This is a genomic window from Phyllobacterium sp. T2-21 (assembly GCF_055378485.1).
The window spans coordinates 18,687-38,084 of the sequence record NZ_AP027915.1 but is presented as its reverse complement, the minus strand read 5'-3'; the positions used below and the strand labels follow the sequence as shown (position 1 = coordinate 38,084).

The window sequence follows — 19,398 nt, the reverse complement described above, 5'->3', positions numbered from 1 at the left end:
TGTATAGCTCGCTGGATGCTTTACGGAATTAAACGACTCTTGTCGCTTTGGCGGACACGAGTTAGATCAACCGCTCGATTGTTGATAATGGCTTCCATCGAAAAATAGCCCGTTACGGTTGCCAGATCGAAGTTTGTAATAAGTTTTTGATAAAAAGCGTCATAGCCTGACATCCCACGGGTTGCGACCTTGATCAAATAGTCCCAATCCCCGCCAATTCGGTAAAAATCGATAACCTCTGGCAACTGGTCGACGTGTTTGCGAAAATCATCAGACCATTCCTTGGAGTGGTGGCGCGTGCGGATCATGACAATCACGATCAGATCGAAACCAAGCACCTCCAGATTGATGTCGGCGTGTGCGCCTCGCACCATGCCGATAGCGTGAAGCCGTTGGAGCCTCCGCCAACAGGCATTTTGCGATAGCCCCACCTGGTCGGCCAAATCACGTTGCGATGCGACCGCGTTTCGTTGAAGGCAAGTCAGAATTTTCAGATCAAAATCATCAATTTTCTCGGATTTATCGATCATTTTACCCGTAATAGCTCCAAGTTATCAAAAAATCGGTGAGGATTTGAAGAGTGAGGGGGAATATAATCTCTGTCAAATCCTATCTGGAGACCGCCAGTGCAAGAGCCAGCCAATACCCGCCAATCAGCAGTTCCAATGGCAGTTCTCGCCAAATTCCGAAGCAGCCTCGATGTGGCCGATCCCATCGTCATGCTACGCGAGGGTCTCATTGGTTCGCAGGCCAAAGTCGACGGGCCGTTCGGCTTGAAAGATCTCGTCTATGCCGATTACGTCGCTTCCGGACGGGCGCTCACACAGGTCGAGCATTTTATCCTCGAAGAGGTGTTGCCCTATTATGCAAACAGCCATACCGAGGCCTCCTACTGCGGAGGCATGATGACACGCCTGCGCCGGGCTGCGCGCACAGTGATCGCGGAATGCTGCGACGCGGACCACAACCACGCAGTCATCTTTGCAGGGTCCGGAGCAACTGCGGGCATCAATCGGCTTGTCAATTTGCTTGGTGTCTCCAAGGCCGTTGCGTCGGGCCAGCGGGTTTGCGTGATCATCGGACCTTATGAGCATCACTCGAATATTCTGCCCTGGCGAGAAAGCGGCGCGCAGATCATAGAAATCGCCGAAGGTGTCGACGGCGGCCCGGATCCCGTGCTTCTGACAGAAGCGCTGGAGAGCGCCACCGCAGATCTGAAAGTCTGCTCTTTTTCGGCCGCGTCCAACGTGACAGGGATCATGACCGATGTCGCGGCAATCACGAAGATCGCCAAATCGGCAGGGGCAAAGATCGTCTGGGACTATGCCGGTGCCGGACCTTACCTGCCAATCTCAATGCGCCCCGAAACGGACGTCGAGATAGACGCGATTGTCATATCGCTGCATAAATTTATTGGCGGGCCGGGAGCAACAGGTATCCTGATTGTTCGTCACGATGCCGTTACCGCAAGCAAGCCCTCTTGGCCAGGTGGCGGCACTGTGAAATTCGTTTCGCCGACGGGCCATGATTACAGCGACAGCCTTGAAGCGCGCGAGGAAGCGGGCACGCCCAACGTCATCGGTGACATTCGAGCGGCACTTGCTTTTCTGGTCAAACAGGCGATCGGATTGGATGACATCAAGCGGCGCAACGATGAACTGACGCACAAGGCATTTGCGGCATGGCAGAACGTTCCAGAGATCGAACTGCTCGGCTCCTGCCTGCTACCACGTCTTCCGATATTCTCGTTCCGAATCAGAAGCGCTAAAGGCGGGTATGTCCACCAGCAATTGATCACGCGGCTGCTGAGCGATCGGTTCGGCATCCAGGCCCGGGGAGGTTGCGCCTGCGCGGGGCCCTATGTGCACCGGTTGCTGTCGATTGATGCCGACGCCTCGCAACGGATGCGGCTGGCGATCCTCAGTGGCAACGAGATCGAGAAGCCCGGATTTACCAGACTCAATCTGAGCGTTCTTTTATCAGATGAAAAAGTCTCCTTCATCCTGCAATCTGTCGCTCAGTTGGCGCGCGATGCTCCTTCATTTGAAGCGCTCTACACATTCGATCCGGCACGCGCGATTTTCTCGCCGCGTGTCCTAGATTTTCAGGAAGCTGTCCATGCATAGGCCCGACGTTACCGCCTTCTTTGACCCGCGCACATTTTCGGTTCAATACGTCGTCAGCGATCCGAAGACCAAGGCTTGCGCCATCATTGATCCGGTCCTCGACTTCGATGAGAAGTCGGGTACGACAGCGACATACAATGCCGATCTGCTGCTGGACTTTGTCCGTGAGCAGGATCTGTATGTTCAGTGGATTCTCGATACCCATCCGCATGCCGACCACATGTCGGCCGCAGCCTATCTCAAAGGGATTACGGGTGCGCCAATCGCCATTGGCGCAAGAATTGTCGATGTCCAGAAGATCTGGTCGCAGATCTACAATTGGCCGGATTTGCGCATCGATGGAAGTCAGTGGGACCGGCTGTTCGTTGACGGCGACACCTTCTCCATCGGCAGCATCGCAGCCGGCGTCATATTCTCGCCGGGCCACACGCTTGCATCGATAACCTATTCGATCGGCGACGCGGCGTTCGTGCACGATACGATTTTCATGCCCGACAGCGGCACAGCCCGTGCGGACTTTCCAGGCGGAAGCGCCAGCACGCTATGGGCGAGCATCCAGAAAATCCTCGCCCTGCCCGGAGACACGCGCATATTTGTCGGACATGACTATCAGCCCGGTGGACGGGAACCCCTATGGGAAAGCACGGTCGATCGTCAGAAAGCTGAGAACGTCCATCTCAAAGGCTCACCAAACAAAGAGGACTTTGTCTTGATGCGCGAGAACCGAGACCGGACGCTGCCAATGCCAAAACTCATCCTGCACGCCTTGCAGGTCAACATCAACGGCAGCCGGCTTCCAGAGTTGGAAGAGAACGGCATACGCTATCTCAAGCTGCCGATGAATGCGTTTCAAGGCACACCATGGGGCTGACTATCATGTCGAGCCCAGGACAATAATGCACCGGAATCATTAGATAATTTCCAATTTCTGGGACGCTTGTTAAAGGCCTATCCATCACTTGATTTACCGTATCGTACTTCCCTTCCGGCCTTGGTTGCGTACCATCTGAAATGAGGCAACTGCGATGTCGGGAGCCGACAAATGCCAATCCGACGGTAACCGGTTTCGATCAGGAGGCCACCATGCCAATCAGCGCCAGTTTGATTATCACCCGACTGAAGAGCGACTTGCTGCAATTCGCCGTTCTTGCGGTTTATCTCTACGTTTGCCTGAGTGCCATCATCCTCTACAAGATCACGATTGTCGGCAGTTCCGGTGATGGGTTCTGGCCCTTCGGGCTCCCTGCCCTCAAGGCCTTGCTGTTGGCTAAGTTCATCCTGCTGGGGCACGCCGTCCACCTGGGCGATCGTTACAGCGATCGCCGGATCATCAATGTCATTGCCTCCAAGGCCCTGCTCTATCTGGCGCTGCTGATCGCACTCTCGATACTCGAGGAAGTTGTCGTGGGGCTCATCCATGGAAGGACAGCCGCCGCATCGCTTTCCGACCTTCTTGGCAAGGCACCGCAGATATTCGCCACCAGCTTCATCATGCTGCTTGTCCTGATCCCCTATCTCGCATCACGAGAGATCAGCTCCGCATTCGAGGGCGGCCTCTGGCGCAAATTGCTCGAGAGGCGCAGCGGATTGCAATCCCGAAACGCGAGCCATGGCAACACATGATGAGCGGTCTGGCATTGTACGAACTGCCCGTAAGCACATTATTTTCGTTCGCCGCAACCTCGCTGATCATCGAGCTGACGCCAGGGCCGAATATGGCTTACCTGGCTGTTATCGCCGCGAGCGATGGTCGCCGATCAGGATTTGCCACCGTGGCTGGAATTACGCTCGGTCTTGCCGTGGTGGGACTTGCGGCGTCATTGGGTCTGGCGGAAATCGTAACGCAATCTCCCGGCCTCTACGCGGCCCTGCGTTGGGCAGGTATTGTTTTCCTGCTTTATCTCGCCGTCGACGCTTGGCGCGACAGCTCAACTGAGGTTGGTCCCGTGGCAGAACCCGCAAGCAAACATTTTGCGCGCGGCCTCATGACCAACCTCCTCAACCCGAAGGCGGCGGTCTTTTACATTGCCGTCTTACCAACCTTCCTCGACGACGTCTCACCCACGCTCAGCCAAACCTTGGTGCTCACGACCATCTACCTCTTGGTCGCAACGGCAATTCACTGCGCCATCGTGATACTCGCAGGCTCGCTGGGAGCGGTCCTGAACGAGCCATCCCGCGAGCGTTTCATCCGCCGCTTCCTGGCAATTGTCCTTGCCGTTGTCGCCGTCTGGTTCGCATGGACGACACGAAGATGACATTGATCCGATGATCGCTTGAGGTCAGCTTATCGCCATCGGCCATCTGCACATTTACCGTATCGAATCTGTATATTCGAGCGGACCGTGTTTTCGTTGGATTGCCGTTGTCCTAGTCTTCAGACGAAATGAACATGGAGAACTTCGATGTCAGGCAAAACCGGTAAAATCCTTCTCTTGAGCGGACTGATAGGCCTTGGTTTAACATCCGGCGTCATCGCGGCTTCGATGAAGGAATTGCAAGGTGCGTGGACCATGAACGGTACCGACTGCGCTGATACGTTCAAGAAAGTCGGCAAAAAGATTGAGTTCAAGGACCGCGGCGCCTCAACAACAACCGGCTTGCTGATCGTTGGAAGCAAGGTATCCGGGCCGATGGCGATATGCACCACCCAAAGCGTGCGCAAGCAAAAAGACCGTTTGTCCGCGCGGCTTTCATGCACCGATTCAATGATCCAGAGCGATGTCACGGTTACTTTTAAAATCGTCGGCCCCGAAGAATTTCAGCGCTTCGACCCGTTTGGCGACAACATGTATGTCACCTATCACAAGTGCAGCATGTAAGGATCTTAAGAGCCGACGTTTCCGGATTCCACCATTCCTGTTAAGTCTTTGCTTCTCAGGCGAACGGCTTGTCGTCGGGAGGCAATAGAAAAATCAGAGCCGGATGAAGCCATGCTCGCTCCACCCGGCTCTGATTGGTATTGCCTCCCGACAGTTAATATCTGCCCTGGATATTCCGCGGACCCACGATCAGTCCTCAACAGGCTCCCACGTTTTGTCAGGATTGAACGAGGTTATTGTTTTGACGATCTTCGCGGTGTCCGGGCCAAGGTCCTTTTGATAAACGGTACCGTGGTGACTGACGACAAAGGTCATGATCCCGGTCTCACCATAGACTGCCGGTGAAGCAATCATGGCATGTCCCGCAATCATATGGCCATTGATAACGAAATTGTACTTCCCGCCGGCAATATTGCTGCCTTGCGACGTGAGGATTCGGAATCGATAACCGAAATAACCGTGGTCCGAGCCGGCACTGGCTTCGATTTTGGCGGCATCCCCCAGATTGCCGGCAGGGCTCTCTTCGCCTCCAGCCGATTTCCAGTAGAGCCCGTTTTGCTTGCCTTCGTCGCTTATGATTTTCTGGGCGAACTCGAGCACGCCATCGCCCTCGTGGTCCACTTGTGCGTAAGCCGCCTGCGCGAGGATTTCATTGCGGCATATGTCGATTGCCTCAAGTTCGTTCTCGCCGATACGACGCGCCAGGACCTCCTCAAGGCCCGCAAGCGTATCGAACCGCCAGCCGCTGTCGTGCTTCACCAGGGGAAACGGGAATGGCCAGGCGAGATTTCCCAGGACCACTTCCTTGCCGCCGTCCTCGCGGTCCTCCATTGCGGTTTGTTCCTTGGACGCCTGCTGAAGTTCAGTCAGGCGCGCGTCGAAATCGTCCGATTTCTTTGCCTCTTCCGGGTTAAGACCCAGCAATTTTGCCAGTGCGCCGACATCCTTTGTCTCAAGATCCTTCTTGAGGGCATCCACCGCTTCGCCGGCGTCCTTGAAGGTCAAGGGTTCAGCGCCAACGAAGCGTTGCAATGACGGTTCGGCTGCGAACGACGGTACAGCCATCGAGATGAGCGTTGATGCAAAAAGTGCTTTCAGAACGTGTCTGGACATTTTTCAAAATCCTTCAAAGGAAACTGCGGTGGTTCTTCATGGTCAACGGCGATGGAAACGACCGCCGCCGCCAAATCCATGCCTCACGCCTCCACCACCCGCGCCAAGCCTGTCGCCGCCACCGAAGTTACGGCTGAAATTGCCACGCTGGGAGAATTGCCTGACTTCATGGCCCGGAGCATAATTGCCGAATGCACTTGGCTGTCTTGGGCGATGGTCGGCACGAGCCGCCATTGTTTGCCTGGGCCGGGTGTTGCCGGCAATATTGCCTTTGGCCGGGTTGGGACGGGCGATATTGTTGTTGGCAGGCCGCGTGGCCGCCCGGTTCGCACGGTCATTTGCAACGTTTCCGCCAACCCGTTCCTTCAAGCCGCTCTGCACGTCGCGGCGAACGTCCGCACTGCCAACTCTCGAGCCGGCGCCGGCGAAACCCGACGTATTTCCGATGCGGTCGCCGCCCTTCACATCGAGGCGGTTTCCGTTGTTCTGACGGATATTGTTGGTGATGGAATTCCGGTCGAAATTGAATTTGCCGCTGTCAAAATTGAGGTTGCTGATATTGTTCTTGTCAAAGTGGAAATCATTGCGGTTGAAATTGTTGACATTCACATTGACGTCATTCCCTCCCCACGAATGCCAGTTGTTCCAGTCCACGGCAGCGCCAAAGGCAACACCGGTCACGAAACCTGCCCAGTAAGGCGCATATGGGTAGTAATAGGACGGATACGGACTCCCGTAGACGATCGGCGCCGCTGCGACGTAAGTCGGGCTTGTCAGGATAATCGGATCGTACTCCGGAACGTAGGTCACCTCCTTTTTGACAGGACGGATGACAACATTGCTCTTTTGCTTTTCCACGATGATCTTGTCATTGGACTTGATCACCCCTTGGGAAACGGCCTTGTCCCTCAGCTGCTGTACGGCAACGAGGACATCCTTCTGCTGGTCAACCACGGCAGTGCCGAGTTGCTGGGTCCAGTTCAGGTCGTCATTCATCATTTTGACAACGGTCGGATAATTGAGCAGCGAGACGATGCTGCCATCCCAAGACTTATCCGGCTTTTGATCCGGCTTGGACTTGGCTTCTTCGAGGAAGCGCTCGGCCTGCACGATTTGCAGCGGATTAAGCGCCGCGGACAGCACCAGAGCCACCAGGTCATCCGGATAAAGCGCAATGCGTGCGACAAGCGTTTGCAGTTCGGTGTTCGAAAGCAGCTTGGGTGCTTCAGCGACCGCGGTGGCAGGCGGGGCCGCAGCCGTTTGTGCCTGAGACCACACCGGCGTGATGCTGCCGCAGAACAGCAAAATCGCCGAAGCTGCGATGGCCATCGCCTTTGGATATAGTGACATACTTGCTTCTCCTCAATGAATTGTGTTCGGAGTCCAGGCGTTGATATCGATCGGCGACGGCAACCTCGCGACACGAATCGGCACACCTGTGCAATGATGGTGCGACAGTGCGGTTCCGTGTGATTGACCGTTGCATTGTGCGCAGCGCTCCCATTGGTTATTGGGGAGCATTAGCGTTCAACGGCTCTGTCGGCGTAAGTACGTAACTGTTAATTTTTGCCGAATTTCAGTTTCCGATGTAGGGCTGAGGTAATCCGCAAGCTTGTTTCAGCTCGGCGAACTGAGCTTGCGGACCAGACGTCAACCGGGGAGTGAATATGACACGGATTCTCATCGCGGACGACCATGAGATCGTTCGGCAAGGCGTCAGAGCAATTCTCTCTACGCGGGAACGCTGGGAAATCGTTGCCGAGGCTGAGAACGGGCGCGATGCGGTTGAGCAGGCTCGTCTTACCGACCCCGAAATTGCCATCCTGGATTATGCTTTGCCGTATATCAATGGCGTGGAAGCTGCCCGTCAGATCCGCCTCCACAACCCTAAAACCGAAATCCTTATCTTTACCCAGCACGACAATGAAGCTTTGCTTCGCAACATTCTCGAAGCGGGCGTTCGGGGATATTTGCTGAAGTCGGATGCAACCCACCATCTGATCCAGGCTGTGGAGGCGCTGGAACATCGTCAACCGTTCTTCACCAAGGCGGTCTCGGACATACTCGTATCCTCTTACCTCGCAAAATCTGATGCGTCGCCCAGCATCCTGACGTCGCGGGAAACGGCAGTCGTCAAACTTATTGCCGAAGGACACAGCAACAAGGAGACGGCAGCGGTCCTCGGACTGAGCGAAAAGACTGTTGAAAGCCACCGCTCCGCTGCCATGCGTAAACTGGATGCCAAGTCCACGGCAGCGCTTGTCCGCTTTGCCATACGAAAGCGGCTCATTGAAGCATGAATTCAGGCATGCCCTTCCGGGTGCGCCACAGGTTCTCGAGGAAACACCCGATGCCAAATGCTCTATCCAACCATGCGTCTTCCAGGCGAAACAAGTTGCCGAACGACGCGCGCCCAATAGGACAGCGCGCCGCAACTGGCCTGATGCGATTGTCATCTCCTCTGACAATCCTGTTGGCCTGCGTGGTCGTATTGGGAGGATGTGCCGGCCACCCCAAGGGCGTCATGTCCCCTGTCGCGGTTTCCAACAAAACCGGAGGTTCGAATGTGGACATGCTTGTCGTGACGAGCCGGGTTCCATCCGACGATCCAGCCACGCTGTTCACGGGAGAGCGCAGCCCGCACCCCTATCTGACGGATATCTCGGTTTCGATCCCATCGGACAGCAAACGCAAGGCTGGCACGGTTCAATGGCCCAAGAAACTGCCGCCCAACCCCGATACGGATTTTGCCGTTACGCGTGTCCAGCAGCTCAAATCCGTCGATCAGGCCCGAACATGGTTCCGGGCGCATGTCGTCGGCGGGCACGCGCTGGTCTTCGTGCATGGATTCAACAACCGCTATGAGGATTCGGTCTTTCGTTTTGCCCAGATCATCCATGACTCGGGCGCCAAGGTGACACCGATCCTCTTCACCTGGCCGTCCAGGGCCAGTCTCTTCGATTACAATTACGACAAGGAAAGCACCAATTATTCGAGAGTGGCTTTCGAGCAAACATTGCGCACGCTTGCCAATGATCCGAACGTCAAAGACATCACCGTCATGGCTCATTCGATGGGAACATGGCTGGCCATGGAGTCCTTGCGACAGATGGCTATCCGTGACGGCCGCGTTGCCTCAAAGATCGACAACGTGATCCTGGCTTCACCGGATATCGATGTCGATGTCTTCGCGCGCCAATGGACGGAAATGGGTGAAAAGCGACCCAAATTCACGATATTCGTCTCCCAGGACGACCGTGCGCTCGCAGCCTCCCGCTTCATCTCGGGTGACGTGCAACGGCTCGGGGCCATCAATCCCGCCGACGAGCCCTACCGCAGCAAACTCGAACAAGCCGGAATTACGGTCATCGACCTGACCAAGGTCAAAGGCGGAGACAGCCTCAACCATGGCAAATTCGCAGAGAGCCCGCAGATCGTGCAGTTGATCGGCCAGCGCCTGGTAACCGGACAGACCCTCACCGATTCCAACGTATCACTCGGTCAAGGTGTAACGGCGGTGATAGCTGGAGGTGTCAACGTCGTCGGCAAGGTCGCGGCGACAACCGTAAGCACGCCGATCAACATTCTGGAAGGCCAAAAGCGCGCTCCGGTCAAATCGGATAAATTCCATGAAACACTGCAGGACAAGGCGCAGTCACGCGAGCTGAGCTATTGAGCCAACCCATGGCACATGAACGGGAGAATGACCCACCATTCCTGATCTTTCACGGCGGCCCGTTCTATCAGCTGCAGCTGGATGCTGGTATCGCGCGGACGGGTGATCTCAATTCCGCGGTTCGCGCCATCATGTTCGTGGCCGCCGCGTGGGGCGTGCCCCTTCTGCTCGCAGTGGTGGCCGGAACCGCTCTGGGTCCTCTGGAGCTGCGGCCCTATCTCCTAGATCCCGGCGTGTGGGCAAGGTCCTTCCTGGCGATCGGGTTCCTCATTCTGGCCGAAACTCAGGTGGAGGATCAGCTCCGGGACGGCGTGAAGCAGTTCTTCGCGGGGCAGCTCGTCACCGAAAACGCGCTTGGCGCTGCCCGATCAGCGATGGTGAAAGCGCTTGAGCGCCGAAACTCGATGTGGGCTGAACTCATCTGTCTGTTGTTTGCCGTCACCGCATCGCTGCTCCTGCTTTCGAACACACAGAACCAGACAGCCTCCTCCTGGGCAGTCACGGTTGCCAATGCCCAAAGGTCGCTGAGCCCTGCAGCGTGGTGGTCGGTCATTGTCAGCAACACGCTTTTCTGGTTCCTTCTATCGCGCAGCGTGTGGCGGCACGTTATCTGGTCACTCTTGCTTCTGGCCTTGTCGCGGCTGGAAACACGATTGGTTGCAACCCATCCGGACGGTCATGCCGGTCTGGCCTTCGTCGGCCGCTATCCCAATGCCTATATGCTGTTCACAGTCGCAGTCAGCAGCGTCGTATCTGCCGCCGTCACCCACCAGATTTTGCACAGCACAATAACGGCTTCAGCACTTGGAGCCGTCATGGCGCTGTCGCTGATCGCCTTATCCGCATATTTCGGCATACCGCTGCTTTGTTTTGTTCGGCAGATACTTGACCTGAAGAAGCGGACGCTGCTTGCTGCATCCACAGTGGCCACCAATTATCAAAGACAGGTGGAACGCGGCACCCTTGGCAAGAACGTCGTTGCCGACGACGACAATGCCGACGTGCATGAGGAACTTGCCGACCCCGGTAAACTGTTCGAGGCCGCAAAGAAGCTGTCACCGATGCTGGTGACGCGATCGACTCTCATCCCGGTTTTCGCAGCAGCACTGCTACCGTTCGTTCTGGTCGGGCTCACGCAACTTCCCTTCAAGGAACTTCTGCCCATCGTGAAACGCCTGCTGCTGCTTTGAAAAACGTTATGGACTAGCCACCCTTTTTGCCGGAGCTCACGGCATCTGCGTTTTCCTGGAGCCGCTCTGCCAGCATCGTGTAGGCAACGTAATATTTGTAGATGTTGCCGACATATTGCACCGTTTCCCGGCCGACGATATCCGCGGCCGAATTCTCCACATTGCCGAACCAGATATTCGGATTAAGACCAAGGTCTACGGCCCTCTTCCTGAACTTCTTCAGGTTTCCCGGGCCGGCGTTGTAGGCGGCAAAGGCAAGCAATTCGCGTTCACGCGCATTCAGCGCCGGTTCGTCCAGATAGGTATCCATAAGATAGCGCAAATATTTCGAACCGGCTTCGATGTTGCGGTCTTCGTCCTTATCGATACCAGCAATGGCAACGACCTTATCCCTCGCGGTGGCTGGGAGCAGTTGCATGATACCGACTGCGCCGCGCGGACTGCGTTTCGATTGGTCGAGCTTGGATTCCTGATAGCCTTGCGCCATCAGCATCAGGTAATCGAAGGAATAGGTCGTTCCGTGCTTGCGGAAGAGTGTGACCAGTTGCTTGAATTTTTCGACATCGTCGTTTGAGTAAGCGCGCTGAAGAATTTTATCGCTCTTGAAATACGTATTTTTGAGAATATTGCCAAAGGTTGTTCCAACGCGATGCGTCGCCACGAAACGGTCGAGCTCTTTCTTCAACAATGGACTGTTCTTGCGGATCGCCCAGGCGATCTGGCCGTTACCGGAAATTTCGATATCCGGACGAACGACAACATCCTTGAAAATAGACGACCAGATTGCGGCCTTGTATTTGTCGACGACGGTGTAGGCCAGAAGATCCGCATTCACCATTTCGAGAAGATCTTCATCCTCGAGATTTTCGTCCATAATCCGAATGCTTATCTCGGTCTTTCCCCGCGATTTCAAATCGGCATTCAGCTTCGAAAGATGTTCGAAATAGCTGCTTGTCTCCCGCACGGCGACCTGTCTGCCCGAAAGATCATCGAGATCGGCGACCCTTTCGGCAGAAGGCCCCGTCACCAGAATTTCGCTTGCTTTGTCGTAAACGGGAACGGTGAAATCGACCTGCTCAAGCCGGGCAGGCGTTATTGTGAGGTTTGCCATCACCACGTCACCCAGTCCGTCATTCAATGCATGAATCAGTTCGTTGCGGCCAACCGGGATGAACGCGATGCGCACGCGATCGAGTTCTCTCTTGGCTCCGGCATTGAGCGCCGTCTCAAGCGCAGTACCAAACTCGACTGCAGTGCCATACTGTTTGCCCTGATCAATGAAATAAATCGTCTTGCTATAAGGGACAAGAATTCGAATGAGCCGCCTCTGCTTCATCCCGTCCAGATCAAGAATGTGGCTTGAGAGGAACTTTGAGTCGGCCAGGGCCGGAGCGGCCATGGACAAACAAGCGATCCCGATGAGACCCAGCACAAGCCGGTTCAATGCGTTGCTGAATGCCATTGCTACCCCGCCCTTATCAGAAGTCATTGACTTTGGTTCAACTTTCCCCGGCTTTCGCGGCATCCGCCGCCTTCTTGCGGTGGATCGCGTCGTTCGTGGCCGCTGCGGCGACATTGCCTGAATGATCGTCACCCGCAACCTGCACGGTCGGCGAGGCAAATTCGATGCCGGTCGCCGTAAATGCATCGCGTATCATGGCGTAAGCCCGTCGCCTGATGGTTGATTGGTGCCCGGGTTTGGTCATCATGGCGAAACTCAGATTAATGCCATAGTCGCCGAATGCCTCGACGCCCTTCATCTTCACCGTCTCGATGATCTGCGGACCAAATTCCGGATCTTCCAGGAGCGTCGCGCCCACGGTCTTGACCACCTTTTTGACCTGCGCGATGTCGGTGTTGTAGCTGACTGAAATCAGGAACTTGTCGATGACCCAGTCGCGGCTCATATTCTGGACCGCACCAAGCATGCCGAAGGGAACCGTGAAGATCGGGCCACGGTGATGGCGCAGCTTGACCGAACGGATGCTGAAGGACTCTACGGTGCCCTTATAGCTCCCGCTCTGGATATATTCGCCGACGCGAAACGCATCGTCCATCATGTAGAACACGCCGCTGATGACATCCTTGACGAGCGTTTGGGAGCCAAAACCTATTGCAACGCCAAAAATTCCTGCGCCGGCAATCAGCGGACCGACCTCGACACCGAGCCCCGAGAGCACCATCATGATGGCAATAACCGCGATGAGTACCGCGAGGAAATTGCGCAGGATCGGCAATAGGGTCAGCAGTCTGCCGCTGCGCGCCAGTTCCGCGGCATCGCCGCTCGCTTGCCGGGCCCTCTCAAGCCGATGGTTTATGGAGCTTTTGGCGACGTGCCACAGCATGTCCGCAACAAGGAGAATAATAACACCGCTGAGGACGCCGCGGATCGCTTTGCTGGCCGCGGCATCTTCGGTCAAAACTGTCGGATGCAGGCGCACAACCATGGCGAGCCAAATTACGGCAAGTGTTATGATAAGGGCTCGCGCACCGCGATCGACCAAAACTTCGAAAACCGGTTTGCTCTCATCCGCACGATACTGGTCAAACACGGTTTTAACGATTGTACTGGTCGCTCTCAATATGCCGGGCAGGACTATCGCGTAGATGCCGAGCCACAACAGAATGTTCATGCCTGCAATCCAGAAGAGCCACAAAATGCAGAAGGAAGCGACGAGCAGCCAGCCTCCCGTGCCCACATCCCTGGCGTCGCGGCGAGGCCCGGGGCGATGCCAAACGGCTTCCACCGCCACGGCCAGCAATCCGATACCAATGCAATAGACGATCAGGCTCTTTGTGTCGGCCGGTATCGATAACGCCGTCAGAACGCCGGCTGCAGCCCATCCGGCGAACAATATGATTGTAAAAGCGCTGGTGCGACGGCTCCAGAACCGGGCGGAGATATCCTCCATCGGAAGAAGCCGGATGTGGGCTTCGCCTTTGCCGGGCGCAAGCAGGAGTTCGCTCAGGCAAATGATCATCCGGCATCCGATCAGCGCCAGCAAAAGCGGGATGACGAGAGCATTGAACAGAGGCGGCAATGCCAGGATCAGAAAAACGCCGAAGCTCGTAATGCTGAAAACAGCAATCGGGGCAATTTTTACGAAGGCCGCCTGTGCCAAGTCCTCGTGAAAGATCACCTTGTCATCCGAGGGCTGGTTTGCGATCAATCCTGCGGTATTTTTTACCCATTTTTTGAAAAGAACCTCCAGGCCTATCCCGCAGAAAATGGGTATCAGAAGCAAAAACGCTGCGGACCAGAATCCATATTCGCTGACCTTGGCAGCCAGGATTCTGCCTGCGTTCAGCAGATCGCCGGGGAGAGCCGGAACGGCACGAATCACCGCACGAAGATGTTCACGTATGCCATTGGTCCAAAGCGTAAAACCGCTTGGAGCGCCATCGATGGCAGGCGCAGGCACTGTCTTCGGTTTGGTGGCAAGCCATGCACGGATTTCCGGATCGTCGAGCAATTTGATCAGTTGCTGGACCTTTTCAGATGGAATTGCCGCCGCCGCGGGCTGTGCGGCACTGTTCGACCCGGAGGCAAACCATGCGGCGACCATCAATCCGACGATCAGACCGAGATGGATGGCAGTCCTTTGAATTGCAATGATGCGCATCACGACCACTCCGGCCGTGCGCCGCGGACAGTTGCCGCAACTGCCTTCGCCATTTGTAAAAGCGGATATACACCTGAACCGACCATTGCCGCCCCCAACTGCGCCACATTCCCTGGCTTGATGCCCATCGGCTCAGAACGGCACGTCTCCAAGGTAATACGTGGAAAGTTACGGACGCGCAGGTCGTTCTAGGTCATCGGGATCAAACATTGGCCCGGCGGAACGCGCGAACCAATTCCGTCTGGATTGTTGGGATAAATCAGAGGCCACGTCAAAGTTGTTACAGTTACATTGTTGCATTGCCGGAGTGCTCAAAGCATCTTCTTATCAGTAACTTATGCGAGGTAACGGATGAAACGTATAGCCCAGGGCCTTTGTCTTCTCGTCGCTCTGACAGACGTTGCTGCCGCACAGTCATTGCAGGTGCGCATACTTGAGCGCCAGACAGCGCGCGCAATACGCGCGGCAGGATTCTGGTGCAACCAGGTCAGCGACGCAAGAATCGATCACGTCCTGTCGGCAGCAGGCCCCACGATTGTGTTGGTAACATGTGACGACAAGACAAGGTTCGCCCAATACAAATTGACAATGACCGCAGACGATAAAATCTCGAAGATCGAAGCGTGGAAGTGATTCCAGCGCGCCATATTTCTAGCGGCATAACACACAGGTTGCTTCCGCCCGGCACCGTTAAAGCAGCGCCGGTCCGGGCGCTTCGCCGCCGGGGATAATACCGGGTTCAGGACACATCGCCAGCAATGTGCCCTTACCCGGTTGCAAAGCGAGCGCCCCCTTATTCGGCGGCCGCCAGCTGCGTTTTCGGCTTGTGCTGGCCAATCGGTATGGAGAAAGTGATAAATCCTGCGTCGCCCTCTGCCCGATTGTCCGCCGCAAACTCATGGAAATATTTCAACCGCGCCGCAACCGGCGTTTCCCCGACCTCGAAGTTGTATCCCACGGTTGCGCCGATGGCCGCGACACGCCCTTCGAAGCCGCCAAGTACCGCGCCCGCGCCGCTATCGCCTGATATCTGGTCATAGTAATATCCGGTCAAACCTGCGGAGAACTTCGGCGAGAAGGTTTTGGAAACTGCCCATTCAATGTGAAGCTCGTCACCCGTACGATAATTCGTTGCGGGGTTTTCTGCGTTGAATGTAACGCCTATCGCGCCGGAGATGTCGATTCCCGACGTGGGATCGATCCAGGATGCCGCGGCATAGACGTCCGCGCCCCAGTGATTGAACGAGAGATTTGCCAGCGCGCCATCGTGATAATCGCCGATCGGGATATTGACCATGACGCCTGTTTGCCAATGAAAATTACCGTGGTGCCATCCGATCATTCCGCTGACAATTGGATCGCCAACGGTGAATATGTCGTCAGATTGGCCCCGTTGGATTGCGGTGCCAAATCGCGGACTGACAATGTCAAGCTTTGCTGACGCGCTCTTGTATCCAACCGGCACAGTTGCCGAAAGGCCGAAGTTCCCGCCCAAGATCTCCCAGGGTGTCACCCATATTCCAGTCGGCAGTTCAACAGCCACCGACCCATCGACATCACCGACGATTTTGCCGCCCGTCGGCAGACCACGGCCGCCGCCGAGGCTTCCGGAATATATGTAAATGTCATTCTGGAAATAGATCCCGGGAGGCGGAAGCGCGCCGGCGGCAGGGCCGCGTGAACCGAGAAGGTAGAAGCCCGCCCCGCCTTCGGCAGCAAACGCCGCACCTGCGAAAGCCAGCGAGAGCGTTGCTGAAACCGCGACGATCCGCTTCAATTTATGGTGCGACCACATGGGCAACTCCTCCGAAATTCCTGCCGGCCGTTGGCGGCGTTTTCCATGTTAATGGGCTCAAGCAGCAAGCTTTGAAAATCAGAGTAAGGTAATCTCTCCATCACCTGAGCGATCACTTGTCTGCCTGGATATCAGGCAGTTTCCAGGATTTGCTGAAGTAAGGCTCAAGCGGTCCGTACAATCGGAAATAGGCAAACCATGCCTTTCCCGGCAGCGTCGGAATCCAGTTCTTCTCCTTGCCAGCGGGTGCACTCGGCCCGAAATACAAATCGTATGAACCGTCGGCATTTTTCACGATGTCCGAGCGGGACGATTTGTCGGCAACCTGCTGTGTATTGTCGATGAGGACCCGAGTGAGCGAGTCATACACGGTGACTGACCAGAACAGCTTTGCCGGCGCATTTGCCGGAACATTGAGCGTGTAGGATTTGCTGCCGTCGAACCAGTTGCCGTCGGCATCCTGGTGCGCCGCAAGATAGGCCTGCCCCACGCCGGGCGTCTTGGTGACCATTCCCTTGGTCGTCGTCACGGCCTCGTAGAAGTACTTGGCGCGCTGATCAAGCTGAGTGTACGAAGCGGCCTCCTGGAACGGATCGAACATGATCACGTAATCCCAATGCGTGTCCGGTCGATAGCGCGCATCTTTTTCGCGCGTGGCAAAGGAATTCGCCTGAGCCATCAGTTCGCCGGTTACAGCGCCGTCCGTCAGAATTTTCTTTTGCCGCTGGTCCGGTTCAAAGGGCTTTCCCTTTTCAATACCCAATGGACGCAGCATCGCCATGACCATGCGGTCGCGCTCCATCACAGGTTCGCGTTGCACGATATCGTTCAGTCGCTCCCAGTAGGCGAGGCCCCGAGGCGGAACCTGGCTCCACCGGCGTCCTTCCGGCCTGATGAGTTTCGTCGGTTTGGGCTTGCCGCGTTCGGCAAACGGATAAATCTTGACAGCCTTGATGAGGGCTTCCGCCCTCTTTGGATCCGGGTCGAGCACGCGAAATGCAAAGAACACGTTGTTGGTTGGCGATTGTATGACCGTATAACCCTTGACCTTCGGGGCCACCTGCTTCGGGGCAAGCAGAAGATATTTCGCTCCCTTACCTCTATCTGGTCCTGTTTCACCCATGTCGGTGAGCGGTCGCTGCCAGAAATCGCCCACGCCTCCCGCTGTTGCGCCTGCGGGATAATCGATCACAAGCGGGCCGGTGACGGACAAGTCCGGGAAGCCCCCGATGTAGGGGGTTGTGGCATTGGCCGTCAGGATACCGAGCTTGTCTTTGACACTCTCATATAAAACCAGATCGGTACCGCTCGCACCCAAGTCCTTGCTCGTCGAGGCTTGCCACTCTGCAAAACCGACGATTGGCAGCGCCCAGATATAGGCTTGTGTCGCCCGTTGATAATCAAGCTCGTCATAGAGTTGCTTGATGGCATTGGCGTCCGCAGGCAAACCCAAATTGGTCGAAACCTCGCCCATTGGTGTCTTGACCGGGATACTATCCGCCTGTGCCGCGGCAGAACCAGCCGCAAGCAGCGCAAGACACACCGGGATGGCGAAGATGCTTTGTGCACTCATTTCGACGGCTCCAATACTGGCAGTTTCCATGATCCGTCGATTGCTTTGGGTTCCGGACCGTAAATGCGTGCCACGAGACTGTATTTGCCCTCGGGCGTCGGCAACCAGTTGGCTTCCTTGTCAGGGCCGGGAGACGCATGACCGAGATAGATCGTCAGCGATTTGTCGGCTCCAAACACCAAGCCCTTGCTGCGATCGCCAATGGAATAGCGATTGATCGGGTTGGCAAAGAGGAAGCGATCGGGGAGGGTATAGAGCGTCAACGACCAGAAGAACTGCGCCGGAGGCAATTCGCCGGCCTTGAAATGCAACTGAGACGGTTTGGCTCCGTCACCTATGAAGCCGCCGTACCACGCCTCCTCTATGGAGTTGCCATACAGTCCCTTTTCAGCCCCCATGGCGCGGGTCATGTAGTCACCATGCATGAAGTCGCGGGTCCCGAACAATCCGTTGGAGCTCAGCGTCTTCTTTGCCGTTTCGGCCATCTGTGCCTGCGCGTCGGCCACGCCTTCGTCGATGGCAGCCAACAAAGCAGGATCCGCTTTCCTGGCATCCCACGCCTTGCCTGCACCGATGCCAATCTTGGCAAAGCGTTCCATCAAGTCCTTTTCAGCCGGCACGGTTGGCTGCGCGAACTGCAACAGGAAATTGATGTAGCCGATGAAGTCGTGGCTTGTTGCCTTGGCCTTGTCGTAAGGAGGAAACTGGATTGCAGGAGCGGCTGGCGCGGCCGCCTTCCCCAGAAATGCACTCAGAGGCTGCAGTTTGTATTGAGCCTGAATAGCCTTCACGTTCTCCACGTCTTCGGGTCCATTCAGGGACGTGCGTCCGAGAATCCCGACGATATCGGTTTCGGCCGGGATAACTTGCTTGATCCCTTCGGGCTTTTCACCGCTCCAATTCGGTCCCGCGATCATGTAGCTGCCGGCATCGAACCCGGTCGCCCGCACTCCGACATAACCGAAATTGTAGGTAAAGAGGTCGATAAGCTGCATGACATAATAGCGGTCTTCCGGAACTTTCGGAACGGTGAGGATTATAGGTTCGGCCCTCAGGTCCAGCCAGGCCCATGAATAGGGCGTGTCATTGTTTGGGGTAACCACATCCTTGTTGTCTGGCGTGAATGTCTGGGCGTAGTGACGAAAGACATTGAAGCCGCCGACATATTCGGGCGCATTTGGTTCTGTGGCTTGCTTTACCCAGGTTTGATAATTGGCTATCGGAGCAAATGCATAGACATAAGCGTCCTTTGCTATGAGGCGCATCTCATCTTGCTGAGGCTGCTGCGCCTGGGCGACTGCAATTGCGGCAAACAACAGAGCGCCGGCGGCAAGAAGAAACGTCGCCAAATGTTTTAACAAGATTCCTGCTGAGCTATGCCACCGGTCACATCTAGAGCGCTTGGACGATAGGTGTCTCATTGTTATCCTAACAATTGCTGGTGCTGTTCATGGATGCATGAGCGGTCGCGCAAGCCGCA

At 55.9% G+C, this 19,398-nt stretch carries 17 protein-coding genes; 9 read left to right on the top strand and 8 right to left on the bottom strand.

The features are described 5' to 3' along the window. Positions 1 to 20 precede the first annotated feature (20 nt). Entirely contained in the window at positions 21 to 530 is a 510-nt protein-coding gene (locus ACZ5FP_RS22310) for an Lrp/AsnC family transcriptional regulator (RefSeq protein WP_223613078.1), read from the bottom strand. 135 nt (positions 531 to 665) lie between these two features. On the opposite strand from ACZ5FP_RS22310, the gene ACZ5FP_RS22305 reads away from it, so the two are divergent. From ACZ5FP_RS22305 to ACZ5FP_RS22285, 5 genes are all read left to right on the top strand, one after another. Then, on the top strand, positions 666 to 2,126 hold the full coding sequence (locus ACZ5FP_RS22305) for an aminotransferase class V-fold PLP-dependent enzyme (RefSeq protein ID WP_464664691.1): 1,461 nt from the start codon (positions 666 to 668) through the stop codon (positions 2,124 to 2,126). Next, positions 2,119 to 2,997: an MBL fold metallo-hydrolase gene (locus ACZ5FP_RS22300; protein WP_464664690.1), complete on the top strand. Its 879-nt coding sequence runs from the start codon at positions 2,119 to 2,121 to the stop codon at positions 2,995 to 2,997. Before ACZ5FP_RS22305 ends, ACZ5FP_RS22300 begins: the two co-directional genes overlap by 8 nt. Before the next feature lie 212 nt (positions 2,998 to 3,209). Next, positions 3,210 to 3,749 (top strand): hypothetical protein, encoded by a 540-nt coding sequence (locus ACZ5FP_RS22295; RefSeq protein WP_464664689.1) that lies wholly within the window; start codon positions 3,210 to 3,212, stop codon positions 3,747 to 3,749. Then, complete coding sequence (locus tag ACZ5FP_RS22290) at positions 3,746 to 4,384, top strand: LysE family translocator (protein ID WP_464664688.1); 639 nt, start codon at positions 3,746 to 3,748, stop codon at positions 4,382 to 4,384. Before ACZ5FP_RS22295 ends, ACZ5FP_RS22290 begins: the two co-directional genes overlap by 4 nt. 147 nt (positions 4,385 to 4,531) lie before the next feature. Further along, on the top strand, positions 4,532 to 4,948 hold the full coding sequence (locus ACZ5FP_RS22285; protein ID WP_464664687.1) for a hypothetical protein: 417 nt from the start codon (positions 4,532 to 4,534) through the stop codon (positions 4,946 to 4,948). A gap of 189 nt (positions 4,949 to 5,137) precedes the next feature. Here ACZ5FP_RS22285 and ACZ5FP_RS22280 read toward each other — a convergent pair whose 3' ends face one another. Both ACZ5FP_RS22280 and ACZ5FP_RS22275 read right to left on the bottom strand, forming a co-directional pair. After that, on the bottom strand, positions 5,138 to 5,953 hold the full coding sequence (locus ACZ5FP_RS22280; RefSeq protein ID WP_464664686.1) for a DUF2950 domain-containing protein: 816 nt from the start codon (positions 5,951 to 5,953) through the stop codon (positions 5,138 to 5,140). Between the two features lie 150 nt (positions 5,954 to 6,103). Beyond that, complete coding sequence (locus tag ACZ5FP_RS22275) at positions 6,104 to 7,411, bottom strand: DUF3300 domain-containing protein (RefSeq protein WP_464664685.1); 1,308 nt, start codon at positions 7,409 to 7,411, stop codon at positions 6,104 to 6,106. A 317-nt stretch (positions 7,412 to 7,728) separates the two neighbouring features. On the opposite strand from ACZ5FP_RS22275, the gene ACZ5FP_RS22270 reads away from it, so the two are divergent. The 3 genes from ACZ5FP_RS22270 (at position 7,729) to ACZ5FP_RS22260 (ending at position 10,927) form a co-directional block, all read left to right on the top strand. After that, positions 7,729 to 8,361, top strand: coding sequence for a response regulator (locus ACZ5FP_RS22270; RefSeq protein WP_464664684.1), 633 nt, complete (start codon positions 7,729 to 7,731; stop codon positions 8,359 to 8,361). A 143-nt stretch (positions 8,362 to 8,504) separates the two neighbouring features. Continuing rightward, a complete protein-coding gene (locus ACZ5FP_RS22265; protein WP_464664683.1) occupies positions 8,505 to 9,737 on the top strand; it encodes an alpha/beta hydrolase in 1,233 nt (410 codons plus the stop codon). 8 nt (positions 9,738 to 9,745) lie between these two features. Further along, a complete protein-coding gene (locus ACZ5FP_RS22260; protein WP_464664682.1) occupies positions 9,746 to 10,927 on the top strand; it encodes a hypothetical protein in 1,182 nt (393 codons plus the stop codon). Positions 10,928 to 10,940: 13 nt separating this feature from the next. Here ACZ5FP_RS22260 and ACZ5FP_RS22255 read toward each other — a convergent pair whose 3' ends face one another. Further along, positions 10,941 to 12,389 carry an MltF family protein gene (locus ACZ5FP_RS22255; RefSeq protein ID WP_464664681.1) on the bottom strand — a complete coding sequence of 483 codons (1,449 nt, stop codon included), beginning with the start codon at positions 12,387 to 12,389 and terminating at the stop codon, positions 10,941 to 10,943. A gap of 37 nt (positions 12,390 to 12,426) precedes the next feature. Next, a complete protein-coding gene (locus ACZ5FP_RS22250) occupies positions 12,427 to 14,550 on the bottom strand; it encodes a mechanosensitive ion channel family protein (protein ID WP_464664680.1) in 2,124 nt (707 codons plus the stop codon). A gap of 351 nt (positions 14,551 to 14,901) precedes the next feature. Here ACZ5FP_RS22250 and ACZ5FP_RS22245 point away from each other — a divergent pair, with 351 nt between their 5' ends. Further along, positions 14,902 to 15,183, top strand: coding sequence for a hypothetical protein (locus ACZ5FP_RS22245; protein ID WP_464664679.1), 282 nt, complete (start codon positions 14,902 to 14,904; stop codon positions 15,181 to 15,183). Positions 15,184 to 15,343: 160 nt separating this feature from the next. Here ACZ5FP_RS22245 and ACZ5FP_RS22240 read toward each other — a convergent pair whose 3' ends face one another. From ACZ5FP_RS22240 to ACZ5FP_RS22230, 3 genes are all read right to left on the bottom strand, one after another. Then, positions 15,344 to 16,345: a SphA family protein gene (locus tag ACZ5FP_RS22240; protein WP_464664678.1), complete on the bottom strand. Its 1,002-nt coding sequence runs from the start codon at positions 16,343 to 16,345 to the stop codon at positions 15,344 to 15,346. 112 nt (positions 16,346 to 16,457) lie between these two features. Further along, positions 16,458 to 17,918, bottom strand: coding sequence for a DUF1254 domain-containing protein (locus ACZ5FP_RS22235; protein ID WP_464664677.1), 1,461 nt, complete (start codon positions 17,916 to 17,918; stop codon positions 16,458 to 16,460). Next, positions 17,915 to 19,267, bottom strand: coding sequence for a DUF1254 domain-containing protein (locus ACZ5FP_RS22230; protein ID WP_464664676.1), 1,353 nt, complete (start codon positions 19,265 to 19,267; stop codon positions 17,915 to 17,917). Before ACZ5FP_RS22230 ends, ACZ5FP_RS22235 begins: the two co-directional genes overlap by 4 nt. Positions 19,268 to 19,398 lie beyond the last annotated feature (131 nt).